The sequence below is a fragment of the Halorubellus litoreus genome (assembly GCF_055378595.1).
Genome location: NZ_AP043834.1, coordinates 448,697 through 464,977 on the forward strand (window position 1 = coordinate 448,697; position 16,281 = coordinate 464,977).

Consider the following 16,281-nt stretch of genomic DNA (forward strand, 5'->3'; position numbering starts at 1 on the left):
TCTGGGCTTTCGGCTCCTTTACTCTTGCTTAGCGTGGGGTGTGCTTCTCGACGACGCCGAGCTCTCGAAACACGAATGTTTATCACCAAGTGGTATCACCTAGTGGTGAATGGTTCGAACGCAACTGCAGCGCGCACGAGACGGCGAGATAACGGACGCGATGGAACGCGTCGCCGAACGAGAACAGGTCGACCCGCGATACGTCCGCGAACAGGTCGCCGACGGCCAGGCTGTCATTCCGGCGAACGTCCACCACGACGCGCTCGACCCGATGGTCATCGGGCGCGAGTTCGCGACGAAGGTGAACGCGAACATCGGGAACTCCGAGACGACGAGCGACCGCTCGGGCGAACTCGAGAAGCTCCACGCCGCCGTCCACCACGGCGCCGACACCGTCATGGACCTCTCCACGGGCGACGACCTCGACGCCATCCGCGAGGCGAACGTCGCGCACTCGCCGGTCCCCGTCGGCACCGTCCCCATCTACGAGGCACTCACGCGCGTCGACGGCCCCGCCGACCTCACGCACGAACGCCTCCTCTCCGTCGTCGAGAAGCAAGCCGAGCAGGGCGTGGACTACGTGACGCTGCACGCCGGCGTCCGCATGGAGCACCTGCCGCTCACGGACGACCGCACCACCGGCATCGTCTCCCGGGGCGGCTCCATCCTCGCGCAGTGGATGGAGGAGAACGCGATGGAGAACCCGCTGTACGCGAACTTCGACGACTACTGCGACGTCCTCGTCGAGCACGACGTCACCGTCAGTCTCGGCGACGGCCTCCGACCGGGGAGTCTCGCGGACGCGAGCGACGCCGCGCAGTACGCGGAACTGGAGACGCTCGGCGAACTCACCGCGCACGCCCAGGACCGCGGCGTCCAGGTGATGGTCGAAGGTCCCGGTCACGTTCCGATGGACGAGATCCGCGAGAACGTCGAGCGCCAGCAGGCGGTCTGCGACGGCGCGCCGTTCTACGTCCTCGGCCCGCTCGTCACCGACGTCGCACCCGGCTACGACCACATCACGAGCGCCATCGGCGCGACCGAGGCCGCGCGCCACGGCGCCGCGATGCTGTGCTACGTCACGCCCAAGGAGCACCTCGGGCTCCCCGAGGCCGAGGACGTCCGCGACGGCCTCGCCGCGTACCGGATCGCCGCACACGCCGCCGACGTCGCCAACGACCGCCCGGGCGCCCGCGACTGGGACGACGCCCTCTCGGAGGCCCGCTACGACTTCGACTGGCGCCGCCAGTTCGACCTCGCGCTCGACGGGGACCGCGCTCGCGACTACCACGACCAGACCCTGCCCGGTGACAACTACAAGGACGCCAGGTTCTGCTCGATGTGCGGCGTCGAGTTCTGCTCGATGCGCATCGACCAGGATGCGCGGGCGGTTGCGGACGGCGAGATGACCGACGAGCGCGAGCACACCGACCTCGCGGCGAGCGACGCCGCCGTCGTCAACCGGCCGCCAGTCGGCCAGCACGACACCAGTCGCGTCCCCGATCTCCCCGCGGACGTCGACGAACGCACTACCGTCGGTGACGACGCGGACGTGGACACGGACGCGGATGCGGAGGTCGAGCGCGGCGACTGAGAGCGACGCCCCCTCGTTCGCTCGGTTCGCTCGCGACGACCGGCGCGTCCGCGCCGTCACCGCCGTAGCGACAGCGAGTACGCGATACAGAGCAGGCCCGCGAGCTGACAGCAGCGGACGACGAGCCGGAACGCGTCCTGCGCGGGGAGCGCGAGCACCTCGAACCGGAGGAGGACCGTGCCCGCGAACGCCGTCGCGTACGTCACGACCGTCAGGAGGATGAGGCCGACCGCGAGGTAGAACATCGACCGGTCGTCGTACAGTTCCAGCGCCCGATACGCCTGATACCCGATGTAGAGACCGACGAGCGTCGACGCGCCCGCGGCCGCTATCACCGCGAGTTCGACGAGATTGAAGCCGTACACGTAGATCATCGTTTCAGGTCATCCCAGCGGCGCGCGAGCCGTCCCGCGACGTCCTCGCGCCGCCGCCGTAGCTCGAACTCCATGCCGTCGTCCGCGAGCGAGACCGTGAACTCGTCGAGGTCCGCGCTGTACACAGTGTCGTGGTGGCCGTCGGCGCGCGGCCGCGTCCCCTCGACGACGAGTCCAGCGTCGTGTAACCGCTCCAGTCGCCGGTAGACCGTCGAGAGCGAGGCGTCGAGTCGCTCCCCGAGCTCCGTCGCCGACAGCGACGCGGTGCTCGTCGCGACCAGGATGTCCCGCGCGCACTCGTCGTCCAGCAGCGAGACGACGGTCGCCAGGTCCACGTCCTCACTCACAGTTCCTTGCTGACACGTCCACGCTCGTAAACTGTCCGGAGTCGCGGGACGCGACCAGTTCGTCGTCGACGACCTCGAACTCGCGCGGCTCCGATTCGTCGACGCCGTCGCGGTCACGCATCCTCGCCGTCGAGTTCCACCGATAGCACCGTGCTGATCGAGTCGCTCTCGGGCGGTGACGCCGTGACGTTCAGTTTCCGCGCGTCCGCCGGGACGTCGTCGCGGTCGAGCGTCGCCACGTCCCCGGGACCGACCGTCCCCGACTCGAACAGCGCCGGCGGCGACTCGACCTCCGGGAAGAACGAGACGTCGAGCCAGCCGGCGTCGACGGGGTCGCCCGCCGCGTGCCGGACGCTCACCGACCGCTCCTCGCGCGTCACGCCCCACGTGACCTGCGGCCAGTCGTCGAGCGCGGCAGGGCTATCCCGTCGGTACGCCGCCCACGACAACTGTATCTCCACCTCGACCATCGCGTCCCCGACCGACACCTCCGTCGCCTCCGACTCCAGCGCTCGGTCGCGCTTCTCCATCGCGTCCCGAGCCGCTCCCACCGTCGGCGTTCCGCCGTCATCGAAGTAGAACGTCAGCACGAAGTAGACGCCGTCGTCGTCGGCGGTCGTCCCCATCCCGACGTGGGTCGCCTCCGGGAACGTCCGCTCGATATCGTTCGACTCCTGCTCGAACAGCCACGTCGAGGGGTGTTCGCCGACTGCGTCGACCGCGGTCGCGAACCCGTCGTCGCGCTCGTAGCGCGTCGGAATCCGGCCGTCGCGAGCGTCAAGGACCGCACCGACGTCCGTCCGCGCGGTCGACCCGTGCGCCCACGCGACCACGTCGTCGCCGACGAACGCCGCGCGCGCCACGTCGTCGCGTTCGTACACGTCGTAGGACTCGTAGCCGTCCGCTCGCTCGTACCCGCCGTCGACGGCGGTCCGCCCGACCAGTTCGCGGTCGACGTCGCCGACGAGCGCGACCACGGGCCCGTAACTGAACGCGCCGCGGTAGGTCTCGAACCCGTGCCCGAAGTAGTCGACGCGCGTCTTCAGGAACGTCGCCGGGAACGACGCGTGCCGTCCGAGCTCGGACGCGTGGAGCGCCGCCGGTGCGACGGACATCACGTCCATCGAGGCGTCGAGCGTCGTCTCCCCGTCGATCGCGTCGCCGTCGGGCGCCCACGTCGCGTACGTCGCGTCGTCGGCCGCTGGCGCGTCCACGCGACCGAACTGTACGCGTTCACCGAGCGGCGGGAGCGTCGCCAGACACCCCGCGCTCGCGCCGAGTCCACTCGCCGCGACGCCCGCCGCCGCCGTCCGGAGGACGTCCCGTCGCGTCCGCGTCCCATCGTCGTCGTAGCCACCAGCCATGCGTGTCCTCCCCTCTATCCTTCGACAAGTAATACCCGGGTCGCGTTCGTCACCGCCGACAAGCCGTCGGAAGGTTCAAGTACGGAACTCGAAGCGGGCGCCGCCGTCGGCGCTCTCGGTCACCGAGACCGACCACCCGTGCGCGTCCGCGACGTCCTCGACGATACGGAGCCCGAACCCCGTTCCGTCCTCGGCCGTCGTGTACCCGGACTCGAACACGCGCTCGCGCTTCTCCGCCGGGACTCCCGGGCCGTCGTCGGCGACGAAGAACCCTGCGTCGTCCGGGAGCGCCCCGACCGTCACCGAGACGTTCGCTCCAGCGTGCTCGACCGCGTCGTCGGACTCCGTCCGACTGCTCGTGGAACCATGTTCCACGGCGTTCCGGAACAGGTTCTCGAGGAGCTGGCGCAACCGGGACGGGTCCGCGTCGACCGTCGGCACGTCACCGACGGATACCGACGCCGTCGTCGACGACACGGGCGCCCACGCTTCGGTCACCGCCATCGCAACGTCCACCGGCTCGGTCTCCGCAGCGCCCTCGCCGGCGCGAGCGAGCGTCAGCAGGTCGTCGATGAGTGCGTCCATGCGCGTGATAGCGTCCCGGACGCGCTCGAAGTCCTCCGGGTCGCCGCGCTCCTCGGCCATCTCGAGTTCCGCCTGCATGAGCGTCAGCGGGTTCCGGAGGTCGTGACTGACGACGTTCGCGAACTCCGACAGCCGCTCGTTCTGCTCGCGGAGCTGCGCCACGCGGTCGATGCGTGACAGCGCCGTCGCCAGGTGTCTCGCGAGCAACTCCGCGAGCTCCAGGTCCGTCTCGTCGAACGCACTCGGCGCGTCCGCGACCGCCTGGAAGACGCCGTACTCGCCGACCGGCACAGAGATGAGGCTGTGGAACTCGCCCTTCGGGTCCGCTTCCTCGAACGCGTCGAGTTCGTCCACGCGGAACGACCGCCCCGTCCGGTAGGTCAACCCCGCGACGCCCTCGTCGACCGACATCCGCATCGTCCACGTCTCCTCCAGTTCGTCCGACGCCGCGACGATGTCCAGGTAGTCGTCGTCCTCGATGAGGCTCACGCCACAGAACTCCATGTCGAGGACCTCGGTCGCCGCGGCGACCGTGCGCTCGCTCGCCTCCGTCGGCGTCTCGCTCGTCTTCAGGTCCGACCCGACCGTGTTCAGCGTCCGGAGCGCTCGCTCCCGACGCACTCGCTCGCCGACGTCCTGGCCGACGCCGACGACGCCGACGACGTCGCCGTCGTCGTTCTCCACGGGCCGCAGTCGGAACTCGCAGTCGATCGGCCCACCGGTCGCCGTCGACACGCGCGTCTCGAACGCCACCGCGTTCCCGTCGAGCGCCGTCTCGAGCGCGTCCACCGCGGCGTCCCGGTCCGCGGACGGGAACAGCGACGTCGGGTCGAGCGACTTCACGGTCGCCTCGTCGTACCCCAGGAGCTCTCGCAGGTGCTCGTTCCCGAACTGGACGCGCCACTGTGCGTCCGCGACGAACAGGAGGCCCTCGAGGCCGTCGAGCGCGGCCGGAAGCACCGCACCGCGTCGCGTGAGCGCCCGAACCGGGTCGTGACGGTCCGTCACGTCCTTTGCGACCGTCTGCGCCACCAGTTCGCCGTCGTAGTACGCGGGCGACGTCGTCACGGCCGCGTGCCGTATCTCTCCGTCCGCGGTCAACAACCGCAACTCGACCTCCGCCGTCGACGTCCCGCCCTCGAGGACGTCGTACAGGCCGAGCATCGTACGTTCACGGTCCTCGGGGTGGACGAACGACTCCACTCGCTCGCCGATCATCGCTGGCGCGTCCCCGTACCCGAGGTACGTCGCCGCGCCACCGGTGGCGTGCACGACGCGCCCGTCGTCTCCGACCAACAGCACGGGGACGCTCGCCTCGTCCAGCAGTGCGTCCCGGCTCTCGTAGGTCACGGACGCCTGCCGCGCGTTCCGCCGTCGCCGAACCGCGTTCTCGACGCGGTTCGCGACCACGCGCGTCCTGACGTCGCCGTTCCTTTCGTCATCGTCGCTCCCGCCGTCGTCGCTATCGTCGCTCGCGCCGTCGTCGCTCCCGACCGGGACGAGGTCGTCGGCGCCCGCTTCGAGCGCGTCCACGGCGACGTCGTCGGTCGAAACGTCGACCGCGGCGAGCACCGCCGCCGAATCGTCGATGGCAGCGAGCTCCGTGACCGCGTCCGCGACCGTCGACCCCGTTCCGGCGACGACCACGCACGCGACCGTGCTATCGGCGAGGACGTCGACCGCGGTCGTCACCGTCGATACTCGGCGCACCGAGAACCCCTCGCGTACGTCATCCGGGAGTGCTCCACCGCCGTTCGACGTCCCCGCGAGGTTCAGGAAGAGGACGTCGACGTCCACCCTGCCCCCATCGGTCATACCCTAGTCAGTGAGTCTCACTCAAAGAGTCTTCCGGGGCGACCATGGTCGGGCCCCCGCGCACCCGCGGCGTTCGCGCACTACCCGCGCTTTCGAACCTCGACGGTGACGATGTCGCCGTCGACGCGGACGTAGAGCGTCGACGAGTCGACGCCACTGCCGACGTTCACCCTCGACCGGTCGGTTATCGTCCCGTTCACTGCCACGGACTCGTTCCGGTCGTGCGCCGCGACCGCCGCCTCGCGGACCGGATGGCCCGCCTCGAACTCGGAGACGTCGTACGTTTCCGGCGGTGGATTCAGCGGTGCATCGCGGGGTTCGGCGGTCGCCGTCACCGCGACCGGGCCACCGCTCCCGACGAGGAGGAAACCGCCGATAGCGGCGACGATCAGGAGGACGGCGGCTATCGGCATGAGCGTCTTCACGTCGTCCGCGTTCGGGTCGGGGACGTGACGCATGGGTGACTGTTCCGTTTTCTCGCTTAGGTATCTTGTCCCGGAACGACCGCGTCCTCCCTCGCCCAAGTACCTCGTCCCGTCGTCGCCGCGACCGCCGCCGGCCGTGGACGCTTTCCGGAAACGACGATTCGGCCTCCTCGCGGGCGCTCGCGGTCGACGAGACGGCGCCCGGCGCTTTCCGGAAGTTTCCGGAAACGACACGCCTCGCGTTAACCCGACCGCGGTCGTTCCCTCGACCATGCAGGACTCGACCCAGCAGGACGCGCCGACCCAGCCCGAGCGCGGCGCCGACCGGAACGAGCGCGCGCTCGCGGCCGACGACCACCTCGACCCCGTCCTCCCGTCGCTCGACGACGGCGTCACGCTACTGGACGTCGACGGCCGCGGCGTCCCCGTGCTCCAGTCACTCGCGCTCGACCACCTGCTGACTCGCGACGGCCCCGCGCTCTGGGTGGACACCGCCGGCTGCGCGCGCACCACGACGCTCGCCAGGGTCGCGCCGACGTGGCGGCTCCTCGAACGCGTCCACGTCGCCCGCGGGTTCACGCCCTACCAGCATCACGCCGCCGTCGCCGACGTCCCCGACGCCGCGACCGACCTCGTCGCTCGCGACGACACCGCGGCCGACGCGCCCGCGCTCCTCGTCGCCCCCGTCGTCGACGGCCGGTACCGCGACGCCGACGACCTCCCCCGCGAGCACGCCCGCCAGCTGCTCGCGCGAACGCTCGCCCGCCTCCGCCGATACAGCGACGCGTACGACGCGCCCGTCCTCCTCACGCGCGCCGGCGGCCGGGACGCGACCGTCGCCGACGCCACCGACGCCGCACACGACGGGAGCGACGCGTTCGCCGACGTCGTCGCCCGCACCGCCGACCACCGCCTGCGCTGCGAGCAGACCGCGCAGGGCCCGCGGTTCGTCGGCGACGACACCGAGACGCTCGTCTACCCGCAAGCCGACGGCACCCTCCAGACGACGCTCTCGTACTGGCGGACCGTCCTCCACCAGCGCGCCAGCGCCGCCGGCGTCCAGCCAGCAAGCGCGACGCCGAGCGCGAACGCCGACACCACCCGGTCGTCCGGGCCGAGCGCGGCCTCGACGCGGTTCGGCGACGCCGACAACACCCTCGCCGCCAGCCCCCACGGACACGGCGCCGCACACGAACACCTGCTCTCGCCCTGGCAGCACGGGCGCTGAACGAACCACGCCGCTAGCAGCCGCGGGACCGTTCTTTATCAGGCTGCCCGCGCAAGGCGACGCATGGGCGGCGTCTCCCTCCGCGACGGCGAACTCGTGGTCGAACGACCACCCAACGAACTCGACGACCTCGCCATCGCGTTCTCCACGATTCTCTCGCGGCTCGACGTCGAACACGCGTTCGTCGCGGGGTACGTCGCGATTCTCACCGGGAGAGCGCGCGCGACCGACGACATCGACGTGCTCGTCGAACCGCTCGCCGCCGACGAGGCCGACGAACTCGTCGCGACCCTCGAGGCCGAAGGGTACTGGGGGCCGGCGGCACCGCTCGACGACCTCCACGGGAACCTCGACGCCGGGACGAACATCTGGGTCGCGCCCGACGGGCAGATGACGCCGCATCTCGAGGTGAAGTTCCCGACCGACGAGTTCGACCGCGCGTCGCTCCGGAACGCCATCGACGCGCACGTCGGCGACGCGACGATACCCGTCGGCCCGCTCGAACTCCAGATCGCGTACAAGCTCCGGCTCGGCGCGCAGAAGGACTTCGAGGATGCGGCGCACCTGTACGCGCTGTTCGAGGAAAGCCTTAGGACGACACACCTCGAAACATGGAGCGAGCGGCTCGGGGTGAGTAACGAGTATGAGCGACTCAAGTCGATCTGACGCGCTCGACGCGAAGCATCGCGCGAATCGAGCGTCGCGGCTGGAGGACGTGAAGCGCTGGGTCGAGTACGTCCGCGAGCAGCCCCCGGCGGTCTGGGGCGCGGAACAGAACCGCGTCGTGAACGCGCAACTGGAGAGCGCGCGCGAGACCGAGACGCCGCCGGGTCACGAGCGTCGCGTCGCGGCGTTCGGCGAAGCGATGACCGCCGCCGACCGCGAGTCCACGGACGCCGCCGACGGCGGAACCGGTGACGCGGACCTCGTGGACGGCGAGGACACCCCGGTCGACGAGTAGCGTCGAGCGGCACGCTCGTTCTGCGGTCCGCGGTCGCGACCGCGTGCCGTCGCCGCCCCACGGCGGCACGCGGTCCGGTACGCTACTGGTCTGGTCGCGGGAACCGGACCGTCGCACGCGTCCCGGCGACGTCGACGGCGTCGGTGATGGTGAACGAACCCCCGGACTGGCGGACGATGAGGTCGACCAGCCACAGCCCGACGCCGGAACCGTGCCTGAGCGCCGTCTCGGTACGCCGGTCGAGCGCATCGAGCTCGCTCTCGTCGATACCCGGGCCGTCGTCCTCGACGTATACGACGCTCTCGTCCGGGGTCGACCGGACGCCGACCGCAATCTGCGGGGGTTCGGGGCCGGTATGATGCTCGATGGCGTTCTCCAGGAGCTCCTCGATGGCGTTCGTGACGAGCGGATGCCCCTCGGCGGTGACGTCGTCGTCGATCTCGGTCCGGACCGTCGCCGGCGTCTCCGCGGCGACGCGCGACGCGTGCCCTCGGGCGAGCGTGGAGAGGTCGGTCCGCTCCGACGGCTGGTCCTCGTTGATGAGGTTCCGGAGCACAGTCGCCTTCTCGCTGTGCGCGAGCAACTGCTGGCTCGTCTCCTTGATGTGCTCGACGGAGGTCGCGTGCGCGTCGGCACAATCCGCGTTCCCGATCCGGGTCGCGTGCCCCTCGATGAGGTTGAGGCTGTTCCGGAAGTTGTGCCGGAACACGCGCGCGAACACCTCGTTCAGGAGCTCGAGGTCCGTCTCGCGTTCGCGAAGCTCCGTCACGTCCCGGAACACGTACAGCGTCCCGACGCTCCGGTTGCCGCGCGTTATCGGCTGTCGTTGCGGGACGAACTGCCTGGTGTCGCCGCCGGCAGCCACGGTCAGCTCCGCGGGGTCGTCGCCGTCCACCAGCAGCGGTCGGAGCGCAGGATACGTCCGGCAGAGGGCGTCGGTACTGTTCCCGACGAGTTCCGTGTCGGCGCCGAAGAACGCCGCTGCGGCCTGGTTCGCGTCGACGACCTGCTCGGATTGGCCGACCGTCAGCACGGGGTCGGTGAGGGTCTCGACGGCGGTGCGACGGCTCACCGGGACGAGACTGAACAGCTGGTGCTGTTCGAGCGCGAGCCCCCAGAGGAGCGCGGTCACGAGGAACGCCATCGGTGTCAGGTCGACGTAGGTGGGGATGGCGTCGATGTGCCTGAACAGGTGCGTGTGGAGCGCGCCCGGGAAGCCGATGACCCAGCCGGCCATGAGGAAGACGAGCTGTTGGCGGTGGACGCCGTGCGCGCCCCGGAAGTCGGCGACGAGGAGGCCAATTGGAAGCATCGCGAGGACGCTCGCGAACGCGATGTGGACGTAGTACCACGGGTTCAGGACGAACTCGCTGATGCCGGTGGGGTTCGTGGGCGTGGCGGCGTCGACGACGAGGTGATGCATGGGGTTCGTCACCGAGAGCGCGAGCGTGATGACGGGGATGACGAGTGCGATGGGAACGATCCAGCGCGGGATTCGGATTCGGTCGCGGCGCAGGTACTCGAGGACGAACAGCGGCCACCCGAACGTCACGAGGAGCTGGAAGAAGAACCGGACGGTGATGTTCAGGTGCACCGGGAGGATTCGCGTCGGCCACGTGATCAGCATCAGCAGCAGCGACCACCCGATCATTCCGACCAGACAGAGCAGTAATCCACTGGCACCGGGCTGTCCACGGTTGCGGAAAACGTAGACGGTCACGCCGATGATGGGGATGGTCGAGAGGAACATCAGGAACGCCATCGACTGTGCCCCCTGACTCATGACTCATCCCCGTGCAAAGGTGTGGCATACACGTGTATGCTCGGGTACAATACCGTTTCGGCCGTCGGCGGAGCCGGCGGCGTACCTCGCGTGCGAGTCGCCGACGAACGAGTTCGACCGCGCGCCGCCGTCGAACGCCATCGACGAATCGCTTTCCGGAAACCCTGGAATCGAACGTAGAACGCTCAGCGTCGGCGTCGTCGCCGGAATAGCGTTTTCCGGAAGTTTCCGGAAACGACACGCCGTCGGTTACGTGCGTGGTGGTCGTCGCCTCGAGTATGCAGTACTCGTCCCGCGACGACGACCGCCTCCACTCGCCGTCTCGCATCGCCCGTCCGACAGCTAGCAGCGCGCTCGCCCGCGGACCACCCCGCCGTGCGTTCGCCAGGCCGACCGCCCGCCGCGCTCGCGGGGGTGGTGCGTGATGGGTCGCACGAACCCGACGTACCGCGACGCGCTGTCGGCCATCGAGGAGCGCTGGTCGCCGTACCGGCGCGCGCTCCGGCGCCGGGACCGCGAGCGCTTCGACCGGTTGTTCGGGTACGCTCGCGAGCACGCCGACGCCGCCGGGGCGCGCAACCACCGGAACCCGCTCGTCGCGGCGCTCGTCGGTATCGCGCTCGAACAGGAACGCCGGCACGACGACGCCGAGCGCGAGCGCGAGGGGCTGGCGGACGAACTCGCCGCGGTCGCGGACCGACTGGACCGCATCGACGGCCGACTCGACCGTCTCGAGGGACGGGTCGACGACGTCGAGGCGGCGGTGGACGCGGCGGCGCTCGACCACGAGCTCGACGCGGCGGACTACCCGCCGGCGGTGACCGCGCTCGCGAACCGGCTCGGCGACGCCGAGGTCCCCGACCTGGACCGTCCGGACGACGCCGACTGCGCGGACGACGCCGACTGCGCGGACGACGCCGAGCCCTCGGGCGACGCGGACGACGTCGATGGGGGTGCGTAGGCGTGGCGTTCGTCACGGACTTCCGCGACGACGGCCGCGTTCGAGCGTGGACCCTCGACCCCGAGGATGGTGCGTCGGCGGTGACGCGAGCGTACGCGCCGCGGTTCTACGTGGGCGTCCGCGGGCGTCGCGACGGCGACGGCCGGCTGCGGGACGGTGCGGACGACCGCGGGCGGTTCGTGGACCTGCGCGCGCACTACGAGGCGCACCCGGACGTCCTCGGGACGTCGTTCGTCCACAAGCGCACGTACTTCGGGCGGCCACCGGAGCGCTTGCTTGCGGTGGACGCGACGCACGTCGACCGCGTGCGGTCGCTCGCGCGGCAAGCCCACGAAGTCGCGCCGACGGGGGACTTCGCGTGCTACGACGTCGACCTCTCCCCGGGCTTTCGCTACCATCTGGACGCGCTCGGCGAGGGCGGCGGACGGGTCGTCGGGGGCGCCGGGTCCAGCCGGCGTGCGCGGGCCGCGGACGGCGAGTTCGCGTCCGCGCCCACGAACCCGACGCCCGCACGCGACCCGGAGACGTTCGCGGTCGAGGTCCCCGAGGGCGAGCGCGGGAGCGACGCGTACGGCGCGCTCGTCGTCGACAACGTCGCGTCGTCGACGCGACGAGCGGACGGAACCGCGACCGGCGGTTCCGTCGAGGGCGACCGCGTCTCTGGCGACCCCGCGCACGTCGCCGCAGCCGTCGAATCCCGAATCGAAGCGGCGGACCCGGACGTGCTCGTGCTCGACACCGCGAAGCTCGTCCCGCGACTGGCGGCAGCCAGCGACGCGCCCGCTGGCGAGTACGCGCTCGGGCGCCGCCCCGGCTATCGCGAGCTCGCGGGCGAGTCGACGTTCACGAGCTACGGGCAGGTCGGGCACTCGCCCGCGCGGTACGCGGTCCCGGGGCGTGCTATCGTCGACCTGTCGAACACGTTCTTCGTGAACGAGACGAGCATCGACGGCGTCCTCGACCTCGTCGCGCGCTCGCACAAGCCCCTCCAGGAGGCGGCGTGGGCGAGCATCGGGAACGTCCTCACCGCCATCCAGATCCGCGAGGCCCGCGACCGCGGGGTCGTGGTGCCGTGGCACGCGTGGCGTCACGAGGAGTTCGCGTCGATGCGGACGCTCCACGACGCGGACCGCGGCGGCCTCACGCTCTCGCCCGCCGTCGGCCGCCATCGGGACGTGCACGAACTGGACTTCTCGAGTCTCTACCCGAACGTCATCTGCACGCGGAACGTCAGCCCGGACACCATCCGCTGTCACTGTCACCGCCACCGCGAGGACGTCCCCGGACTCGGGTACGCGGTCTGCGACCGCGACGGCTACCTTCCCGACGTCCTCCAGCCGATCGTCGACGACCGCGACGACTACAAGGCCGCCATCGCCGCGGAGCGCGCGAGCGACGACCCCGACCGCGAGCGCATCGCCGACCTCGAGGGGCGGTCGTCGGCGCTGAAGTGGATCCTCGTCTCGTGTTTCGGCTACCAGGGGTTCTCGAACGCGAAGTTCGGCCGCATCGAGTGCCACGAGGCCATCAACGCCTACGCTCGCGAGATACTGCTCTCCGCGAAGGAGCGCCTCGAAGCGGGCGGGTGGCGCGTCCTCCACGGCATCGTCGACTCCATCTGGGTGACGCCCGCGCCCGACGTCGACGACGCCGCCCGCGAACCGCTCGACGCGCTCGCGAGCGAGATAACCGACGCCGTCGACGTCCGCCTGGAGCACGAGGCGCACTACGACTGGGTGGCGTTCTGCCCGCTCGCCGACAAGGAGGGCGGAGCGCTCACGAAGTACGTCGCGAAGCGCGCGGACGCCCCCGACGCGGTCCCCGCAGGCGACCGCGACGCGTTCAGCGACGCGTTCAAACTCCGTGGCGTTGCCGCGCGCCGCCGGAACACCCCCGAGTTCGTCGCGGACGTCCAGCGCGAGTGCCTGCGCGTCCTCGACGCGACCGACGACCCCCGAGCGGTCGCCGAACGCGCACGGGAGGCCGTCGACCGCCTCCGCCGGGGCGACGTCGACCCCGACCGCCTCGTCGCGCGCCGCCGCACCAGCAAGCCCGCGGACGCCTACCAGCGGTACACGGACGCCACCGCCGCGCTCGACCGCGCCCGCGAGCAGGGCGTCCCCGCTGGACCCGGCCGCGACGTCGAGTACGTCGTCGTCGACGCCGACAAGACGACCAGAGAGCGCGTCCGCCTCGCCAGCGAGGACGTCGACCGGTACGACGCCGACCACTACGCCACCCAGTTAGTGCGCGCCGTCGCGGACGTCCTCGGACCGCTCGACTGGAGCCGCGAGGACGTCCGGGACGCCATCCACGGGCACGAGAACGCGAGCATCGGGAGCTACAGCGAGGACTGAGCGCCGACGGCTTCGAGAGCCAGCCCGCTCCCGGACGTCGAGTGGGTCGCCCAAAACTCCTATATCGCGTCCTTCGGTGGGGTTCTCCATGAAGCGACGGGCGATGTTGACGGCGGCCGGGTTGGGGGTCAGCTTGACGGGGTGTCTGCGGTTGAACGACGGGGGAACCGACACTGCAGCGTCGACGGAGCGCGAGTCGGCGACTCGAACGGCGACGGATCCGGCGACGGCGTCGACGACGGCCACCGAGACCGAGGAGTCGACGGAGACGTCCCGGGCGACGCTCGAGGATCTGGCGTGTCCGGCCGACCGGTCGCTCTCGGGAGCGGCCACGGACGACTGGGGCCAGCCACAGAGCGACGCTGCCAGCACGGGGTACGTCCCCGAGGAATCGGTGGGGACGTCCGCTGCCTGCGTCGCGTGGCGACAGGAGGACGTGGCCCCGGTATCGACGGCGGTCGTGCTCTCGGACTCGCACGTCTTCGTCGGTGGGGAGGGACGAGAGGGGCTTCGTGCGTTGGACCGTACGACCGGCGAGCAGGCGTGGACGACCGACTCGTCACTGTCGGGCGTCATCAACGTCCGGAATCCACTCGTCGTCGACGGGACGGTGTACTTCACCGCCGAGATCGGCGCGGAAGGCGGGCGCGTCTTCGCGTTCGACGCGGAGACGGGGGAGGAACGGTGGCGCATGGAACCCGCGGCGGGCGTGGGAAACATGGGTCCCGTTCGGCACGAGGACGGGGTGCTCTACGGGACGTCGTGGATCGCCGATACCGACGCGGAGAGCGTCGTCTGGGCTCTCGACACCGCTGCTCGGACGACGCGCTGGAAGACGAGACTCGACGGACGGGGCCTCGAGTCGTGCGCCGTGGGGAACGGCCGCGTCTACGTCGCCGGGGACAAGCGGGCGGCGGCGGGCGTTCAGGCACTCGACGCGAACACTGGCGAGGTGCTGTGGCGCGCCGTCGACGCGCAGGTCGCTGGGGCGCCCACCGTCACGGGCAACGCGGTCTACGCGACGACGAACGACACCCGGGACGCACCGTCGCTGTTCGCGCTCGACCCCGAAACTGGGGGGACGCGATGGACGTACGAGACGCTGAACGGGACCGACTGTTCGGTGATTGCCACGGACGACACGGTCACGTACAGGACGTCGGACGGCCTCTTCTGTCTCGGCACCGACGGCGCCGGCCGCTGGCGATACACCGGGCGAGGCGCTCGGTCCCAGAGGGGGTCGCCAGTTCGGGTCGGCGAGACGATCGTCGTCGGTTCGACGGGGAACGACCCCGGTCTGGTGGCGGTCGATGCGAACACGGGCGACCCGCAGTGGTCCATTCCGACGCCCGAGATTCCGATGACGCCCGCGGTCGTCGACGGCGACGTCTACGTGATGTACCGGACCAGCGAGGACTGGAAGTACCACCTGATGGCGCTCCGGACGACGTAGCTCGTTCCGCGACGGCGAACGTTGATAAGGGTCGACTGGAAGGTATCCGTATGAAGCGCCGACATCTCGTTGCTGCACTCTCCGCGTCGTCCGTCGCTGGCTGTCTCAGACTGGACAACGGTGGGGAGACGGCGACGGGGACGCCGACGGGGACGACGACACGACGGACGGAGAGCGAACCGGACGCCACGGCCACCAGCGAGGAGGACGGCGACTCCGACGACCTCTTCGCGACCGAGTCCGAGGCGCTCGAGTACGCTGGCGGATTCGCTGCGGAGGAGGCGGTCGTCGTCGAACAGTCCGTCGACCGGACGCCGGAGTTACTCGAACACGGTGGCGGTTCCGGGAGCAGCTGGGGGCCGGCGGACGGCGGCGGCACCCACACCTCGCAGGACCTCCACTTCGCGTCGATACCGGACGACGGGGTCGCGTTCGGTGGCGGCACGAATCGGTCGCTCCGCGTTCGGAACGTCACGCTCGACAAGGCAGCGACGTTCGAACCGGACGCCGACAGCGAACGGTTCAGCGTGTCGACCTGGAGCATCGACACCGAATCCGAGGGCGTGCCGCCGTCGGCCATCGAACTGGGGCCGGTTGGCCAACAGGAAGACGTCATGCTGGCGGGCGCGTGGCGGGGCGACACCGACCTGTTCCGGACGCAAGCGTTCGGCGAGTACGTGATCGAACTGCTCGAAGACGGCACGCGCATCGGGACGACGGACGGCTTCGTCTACGGAATCAACTACCACTGGGGGGCCGAACAGACGCGGGAGACGCTGTACGTCACGCGCCAGCCGTCGACCAACGAGTCGTGGAACGTGGCGCTGTACGTGGGAGAGAGCTACTTCGACCCTCTCGCGACGCAGGCGGGGACGCAGTCGCCCGAAGACGACGTCTTCGAAGTCGACCTCACCGCCCTGGACCTCGAGTCCGGGCAGTACGATTGGCGGCTGTTCGTCGGCGAGGGCCTCCAGATCGAACGGAAGCACTTCATCGCGCTGCAGCCGTCGTCCGGTGGACTACTGATCCCCTGA

At 70.4% G+C, this 16,281-nt stretch carries 14 protein-coding genes and 1 pseudogene; 8 read left to right on the forward strand and 7 right to left on the reverse strand.

The window, feature by feature from the left end:
- The first annotated feature begins 109 nt into the window (after positions 1-109).
- Positions 110-1,594, forward strand: a complete 1,485-nt coding sequence (gene thiC, locus ACZ48X_RS02045; protein WP_336351239.1) for a phosphomethylpyrimidine synthase ThiC — start codon at positions 110-112, stop codon at positions 1,592-1,594.
- Between the two features lie 56 nt (positions 1,595-1,650).
- Here thiC and ACZ48X_RS02050 read toward each other — a convergent pair whose 3' ends face one another.
- The 6 genes from ACZ48X_RS02050 to ACZ48X_RS02075 all read right to left on the reverse strand — a co-directional run bounded on the left by ACZ48X_RS02050 (position 1,651) and on the right by ACZ48X_RS02075 (position 6,537).
- Positions 1,651-1,968 carry a DUF7521 family protein gene (locus ACZ48X_RS02050; RefSeq protein WP_336351238.1) on the reverse strand — a complete coding sequence of 106 codons (318 nt, stop codon included), beginning with the start codon at positions 1,966-1,968 and terminating at the stop codon, positions 1,651-1,653.
- Entirely contained in the window at positions 1,965-2,315 is a 351-nt protein-coding gene (locus tag ACZ48X_RS02055; RefSeq protein ID WP_336351237.1) for an ArsR/SmtB family transcription factor, read from the reverse strand. Before ACZ48X_RS02055 ends, ACZ48X_RS02050 begins: the two co-directional genes overlap by 4 nt.
- Entirely contained in the window at positions 2,308-2,436 is a 129-nt protein-coding gene (locus ACZ48X_RS02060) for a hypothetical protein (RefSeq protein ID WP_336351236.1), read from the reverse strand. Before ACZ48X_RS02060 ends, ACZ48X_RS02055 begins: the two co-directional genes overlap by 8 nt.
- Entirely contained in the window at positions 2,429-3,679 is a 1,251-nt protein-coding gene (locus tag ACZ48X_RS02065) for a hypothetical protein (RefSeq protein ID WP_336351235.1), read from the reverse strand. Before ACZ48X_RS02065 ends, ACZ48X_RS02060 begins: the two co-directional genes overlap by 8 nt.
- Before the next feature lie 75 nt (positions 3,680-3,754).
- On the reverse strand, positions 3,755-6,079 hold the full coding sequence (locus tag ACZ48X_RS02070) for a PAS domain-containing sensor histidine kinase (protein ID WP_336351234.1): 2,325 nt from the start codon (positions 6,077-6,079) through the stop codon (positions 3,755-3,757).
- 80 nt (positions 6,080-6,159) lie between these two features.
- Positions 6,160-6,537 (reverse strand): hypothetical protein, encoded by a 378-nt coding sequence (locus tag ACZ48X_RS02075; protein WP_336351233.1) that lies wholly within the window; start codon positions 6,535-6,537, stop codon positions 6,160-6,162.
- 238 nt (positions 6,538-6,775) lie between these two features.
- Between ACZ48X_RS02075 and ACZ48X_RS02080 the strand changes: the two genes are divergently transcribed.
- The 3 genes from ACZ48X_RS02080 (at position 6,776) to ACZ48X_RS02090 (ending at position 8,693) form a co-directional block, all read left to right on the forward strand.
- On the forward strand, positions 6,776-7,732 hold the full coding sequence (locus ACZ48X_RS02080; protein WP_336351232.1) for a hypothetical protein: 957 nt from the start codon (positions 6,776-6,778) through the stop codon (positions 7,730-7,732).
- 63 nt (positions 7,733-7,795) lie between these two features.
- Positions 7,796-8,398 (forward strand): hypothetical protein, encoded by a 603-nt coding sequence (locus tag ACZ48X_RS02085; protein ID WP_336351231.1) that lies wholly within the window; start codon positions 7,796-7,798, stop codon positions 8,396-8,398.
- Positions 8,376-8,693: a hypothetical protein gene (locus ACZ48X_RS02090; protein WP_336351230.1), complete on the forward strand. Its 318-nt coding sequence runs from the start codon at positions 8,376-8,378 to the stop codon at positions 8,691-8,693. Before ACZ48X_RS02085 ends, ACZ48X_RS02090 begins: the two co-directional genes overlap by 23 nt.
- A gap of 82 nt (positions 8,694-8,775) precedes the next feature.
- On the opposite strand, the gene ACZ48X_RS02095 is transcribed toward ACZ48X_RS02090, so the two are convergent.
- Positions 8,776-10,476: a histidine kinase N-terminal 7TM domain-containing protein gene (locus ACZ48X_RS02095; protein ID WP_336351229.1), complete on the reverse strand. Its 1,701-nt coding sequence runs from the start codon at positions 10,474-10,476 to the stop codon at positions 8,776-8,778.
- Between the two features lie 424 nt (positions 10,477-10,900).
- Here ACZ48X_RS02095 and ACZ48X_RS02100 point away from each other — a divergent pair.
- The 4 genes and pseudogenes from ACZ48X_RS02100 to ACZ48X_RS02115 form a co-directional block, all read left to right on the forward strand.
- Positions 10,901-11,176: pseudogene (locus ACZ48X_RS02100) on the forward strand (DUF8156 family protein); the annotation flags it as partial.
- Between the two features lie 263 nt (positions 11,177-11,439).
- Entirely contained in the window at positions 11,440-13,794 is a 2,355-nt protein-coding gene (locus ACZ48X_RS02105; protein ID WP_336351228.1) for a type B DNA-directed DNA polymerase, read from the forward strand.
- Between the two features lie 88 nt (positions 13,795-13,882).
- Complete coding sequence (locus tag ACZ48X_RS02110; RefSeq protein ID WP_336351227.1) at positions 13,883-15,247, forward strand: PQQ-binding-like beta-propeller repeat protein; 1,365 nt, start codon at positions 13,883-13,885, stop codon at positions 15,245-15,247.
- 50 nt (positions 15,248-15,297) lie between these two features.
- Complete coding sequence (locus ACZ48X_RS02115; RefSeq protein WP_336351226.1) at positions 15,298-16,281, forward strand: hypothetical protein; 984 nt, start codon at positions 15,298-15,300, stop codon at positions 16,279-16,281.

What these genes read in the sequence shown, in the direction of transcription:
- ACZ48X_RS02085 (WP_336351231.1), top strand. Translation starts at nt 7,796, where the DNA reads ATGGGCGGCGTCTCCCTCCGCGACGGCGAACTCGTGGTCGAACGACCA.
- ACZ48X_RS02080 (WP_336351232.1), top strand. Translation starts at nt 6,776, where the DNA reads ATGCAGGACTCGACCCAGCAGGACGCGCCGACCCAGCCCGAGCGCGGC.
- ACZ48X_RS02065 (WP_336351235.1), bottom strand. Translation starts at nt 3,679, where the DNA reads ATGGCTGGTGGCTACGACGACGATGGGACGCGGACGCGACGGGACGTC.
- ACZ48X_RS02070 (WP_336351234.1), bottom strand. Translation starts at nt 6,079, where the DNA reads ATGACCGATGGGGGCAGGGTGGACGTCGACGTCCTCTTCCTGAACCTC.
- thiC (WP_336351239.1), top strand. Translation starts at nt 110, where the DNA reads ATGGTTCGAACGCAACTGCAGCGCGCACGAGACGGCGAGATAACGGAC.
- ACZ48X_RS02090 (WP_336351230.1), top strand. Translation starts at nt 8,376, where the DNA reads ATGAGCGACTCAAGTCGATCTGACGCGCTCGACGCGAAGCATCGCGCG.
- ACZ48X_RS02110 (WP_336351227.1), top strand. Translation starts at nt 13,883, where the DNA reads ATGAAGCGACGGGCGATGTTGACGGCGGCCGGGTTGGGGGTCAGCTTG.
- ACZ48X_RS02095 (WP_336351229.1), bottom strand. Translation starts at nt 10,476, where the DNA reads ATGAGTCAGGGGGCACAGTCGATGGCGTTCCTGATGTTCCTCTCGACC.
- ACZ48X_RS02115 (WP_336351226.1), top strand. Translation starts at nt 15,298, where the DNA reads ATGAAGCGCCGACATCTCGTTGCTGCACTCTCCGCGTCGTCCGTCGCT.
- ACZ48X_RS02060 (WP_336351236.1), bottom strand. Translation starts at nt 2,436, where the DNA reads ATGCGTGACCGCGACGGCGTCGACGAATCGGAGCCGCGCGAGTTCGAG.
- ACZ48X_RS02050 (WP_336351238.1), bottom strand. Translation starts at nt 1,968, where the DNA reads ATGATCTACGTGTACGGCTTCAATCTCGTCGAACTCGCGGTGATAGCG.
- ACZ48X_RS02075 (WP_336351233.1), bottom strand. Translation starts at nt 6,537, where the DNA reads ATGCGTCACGTCCCCGACCCGAACGCGGACGACGTGAAGACGCTCATG.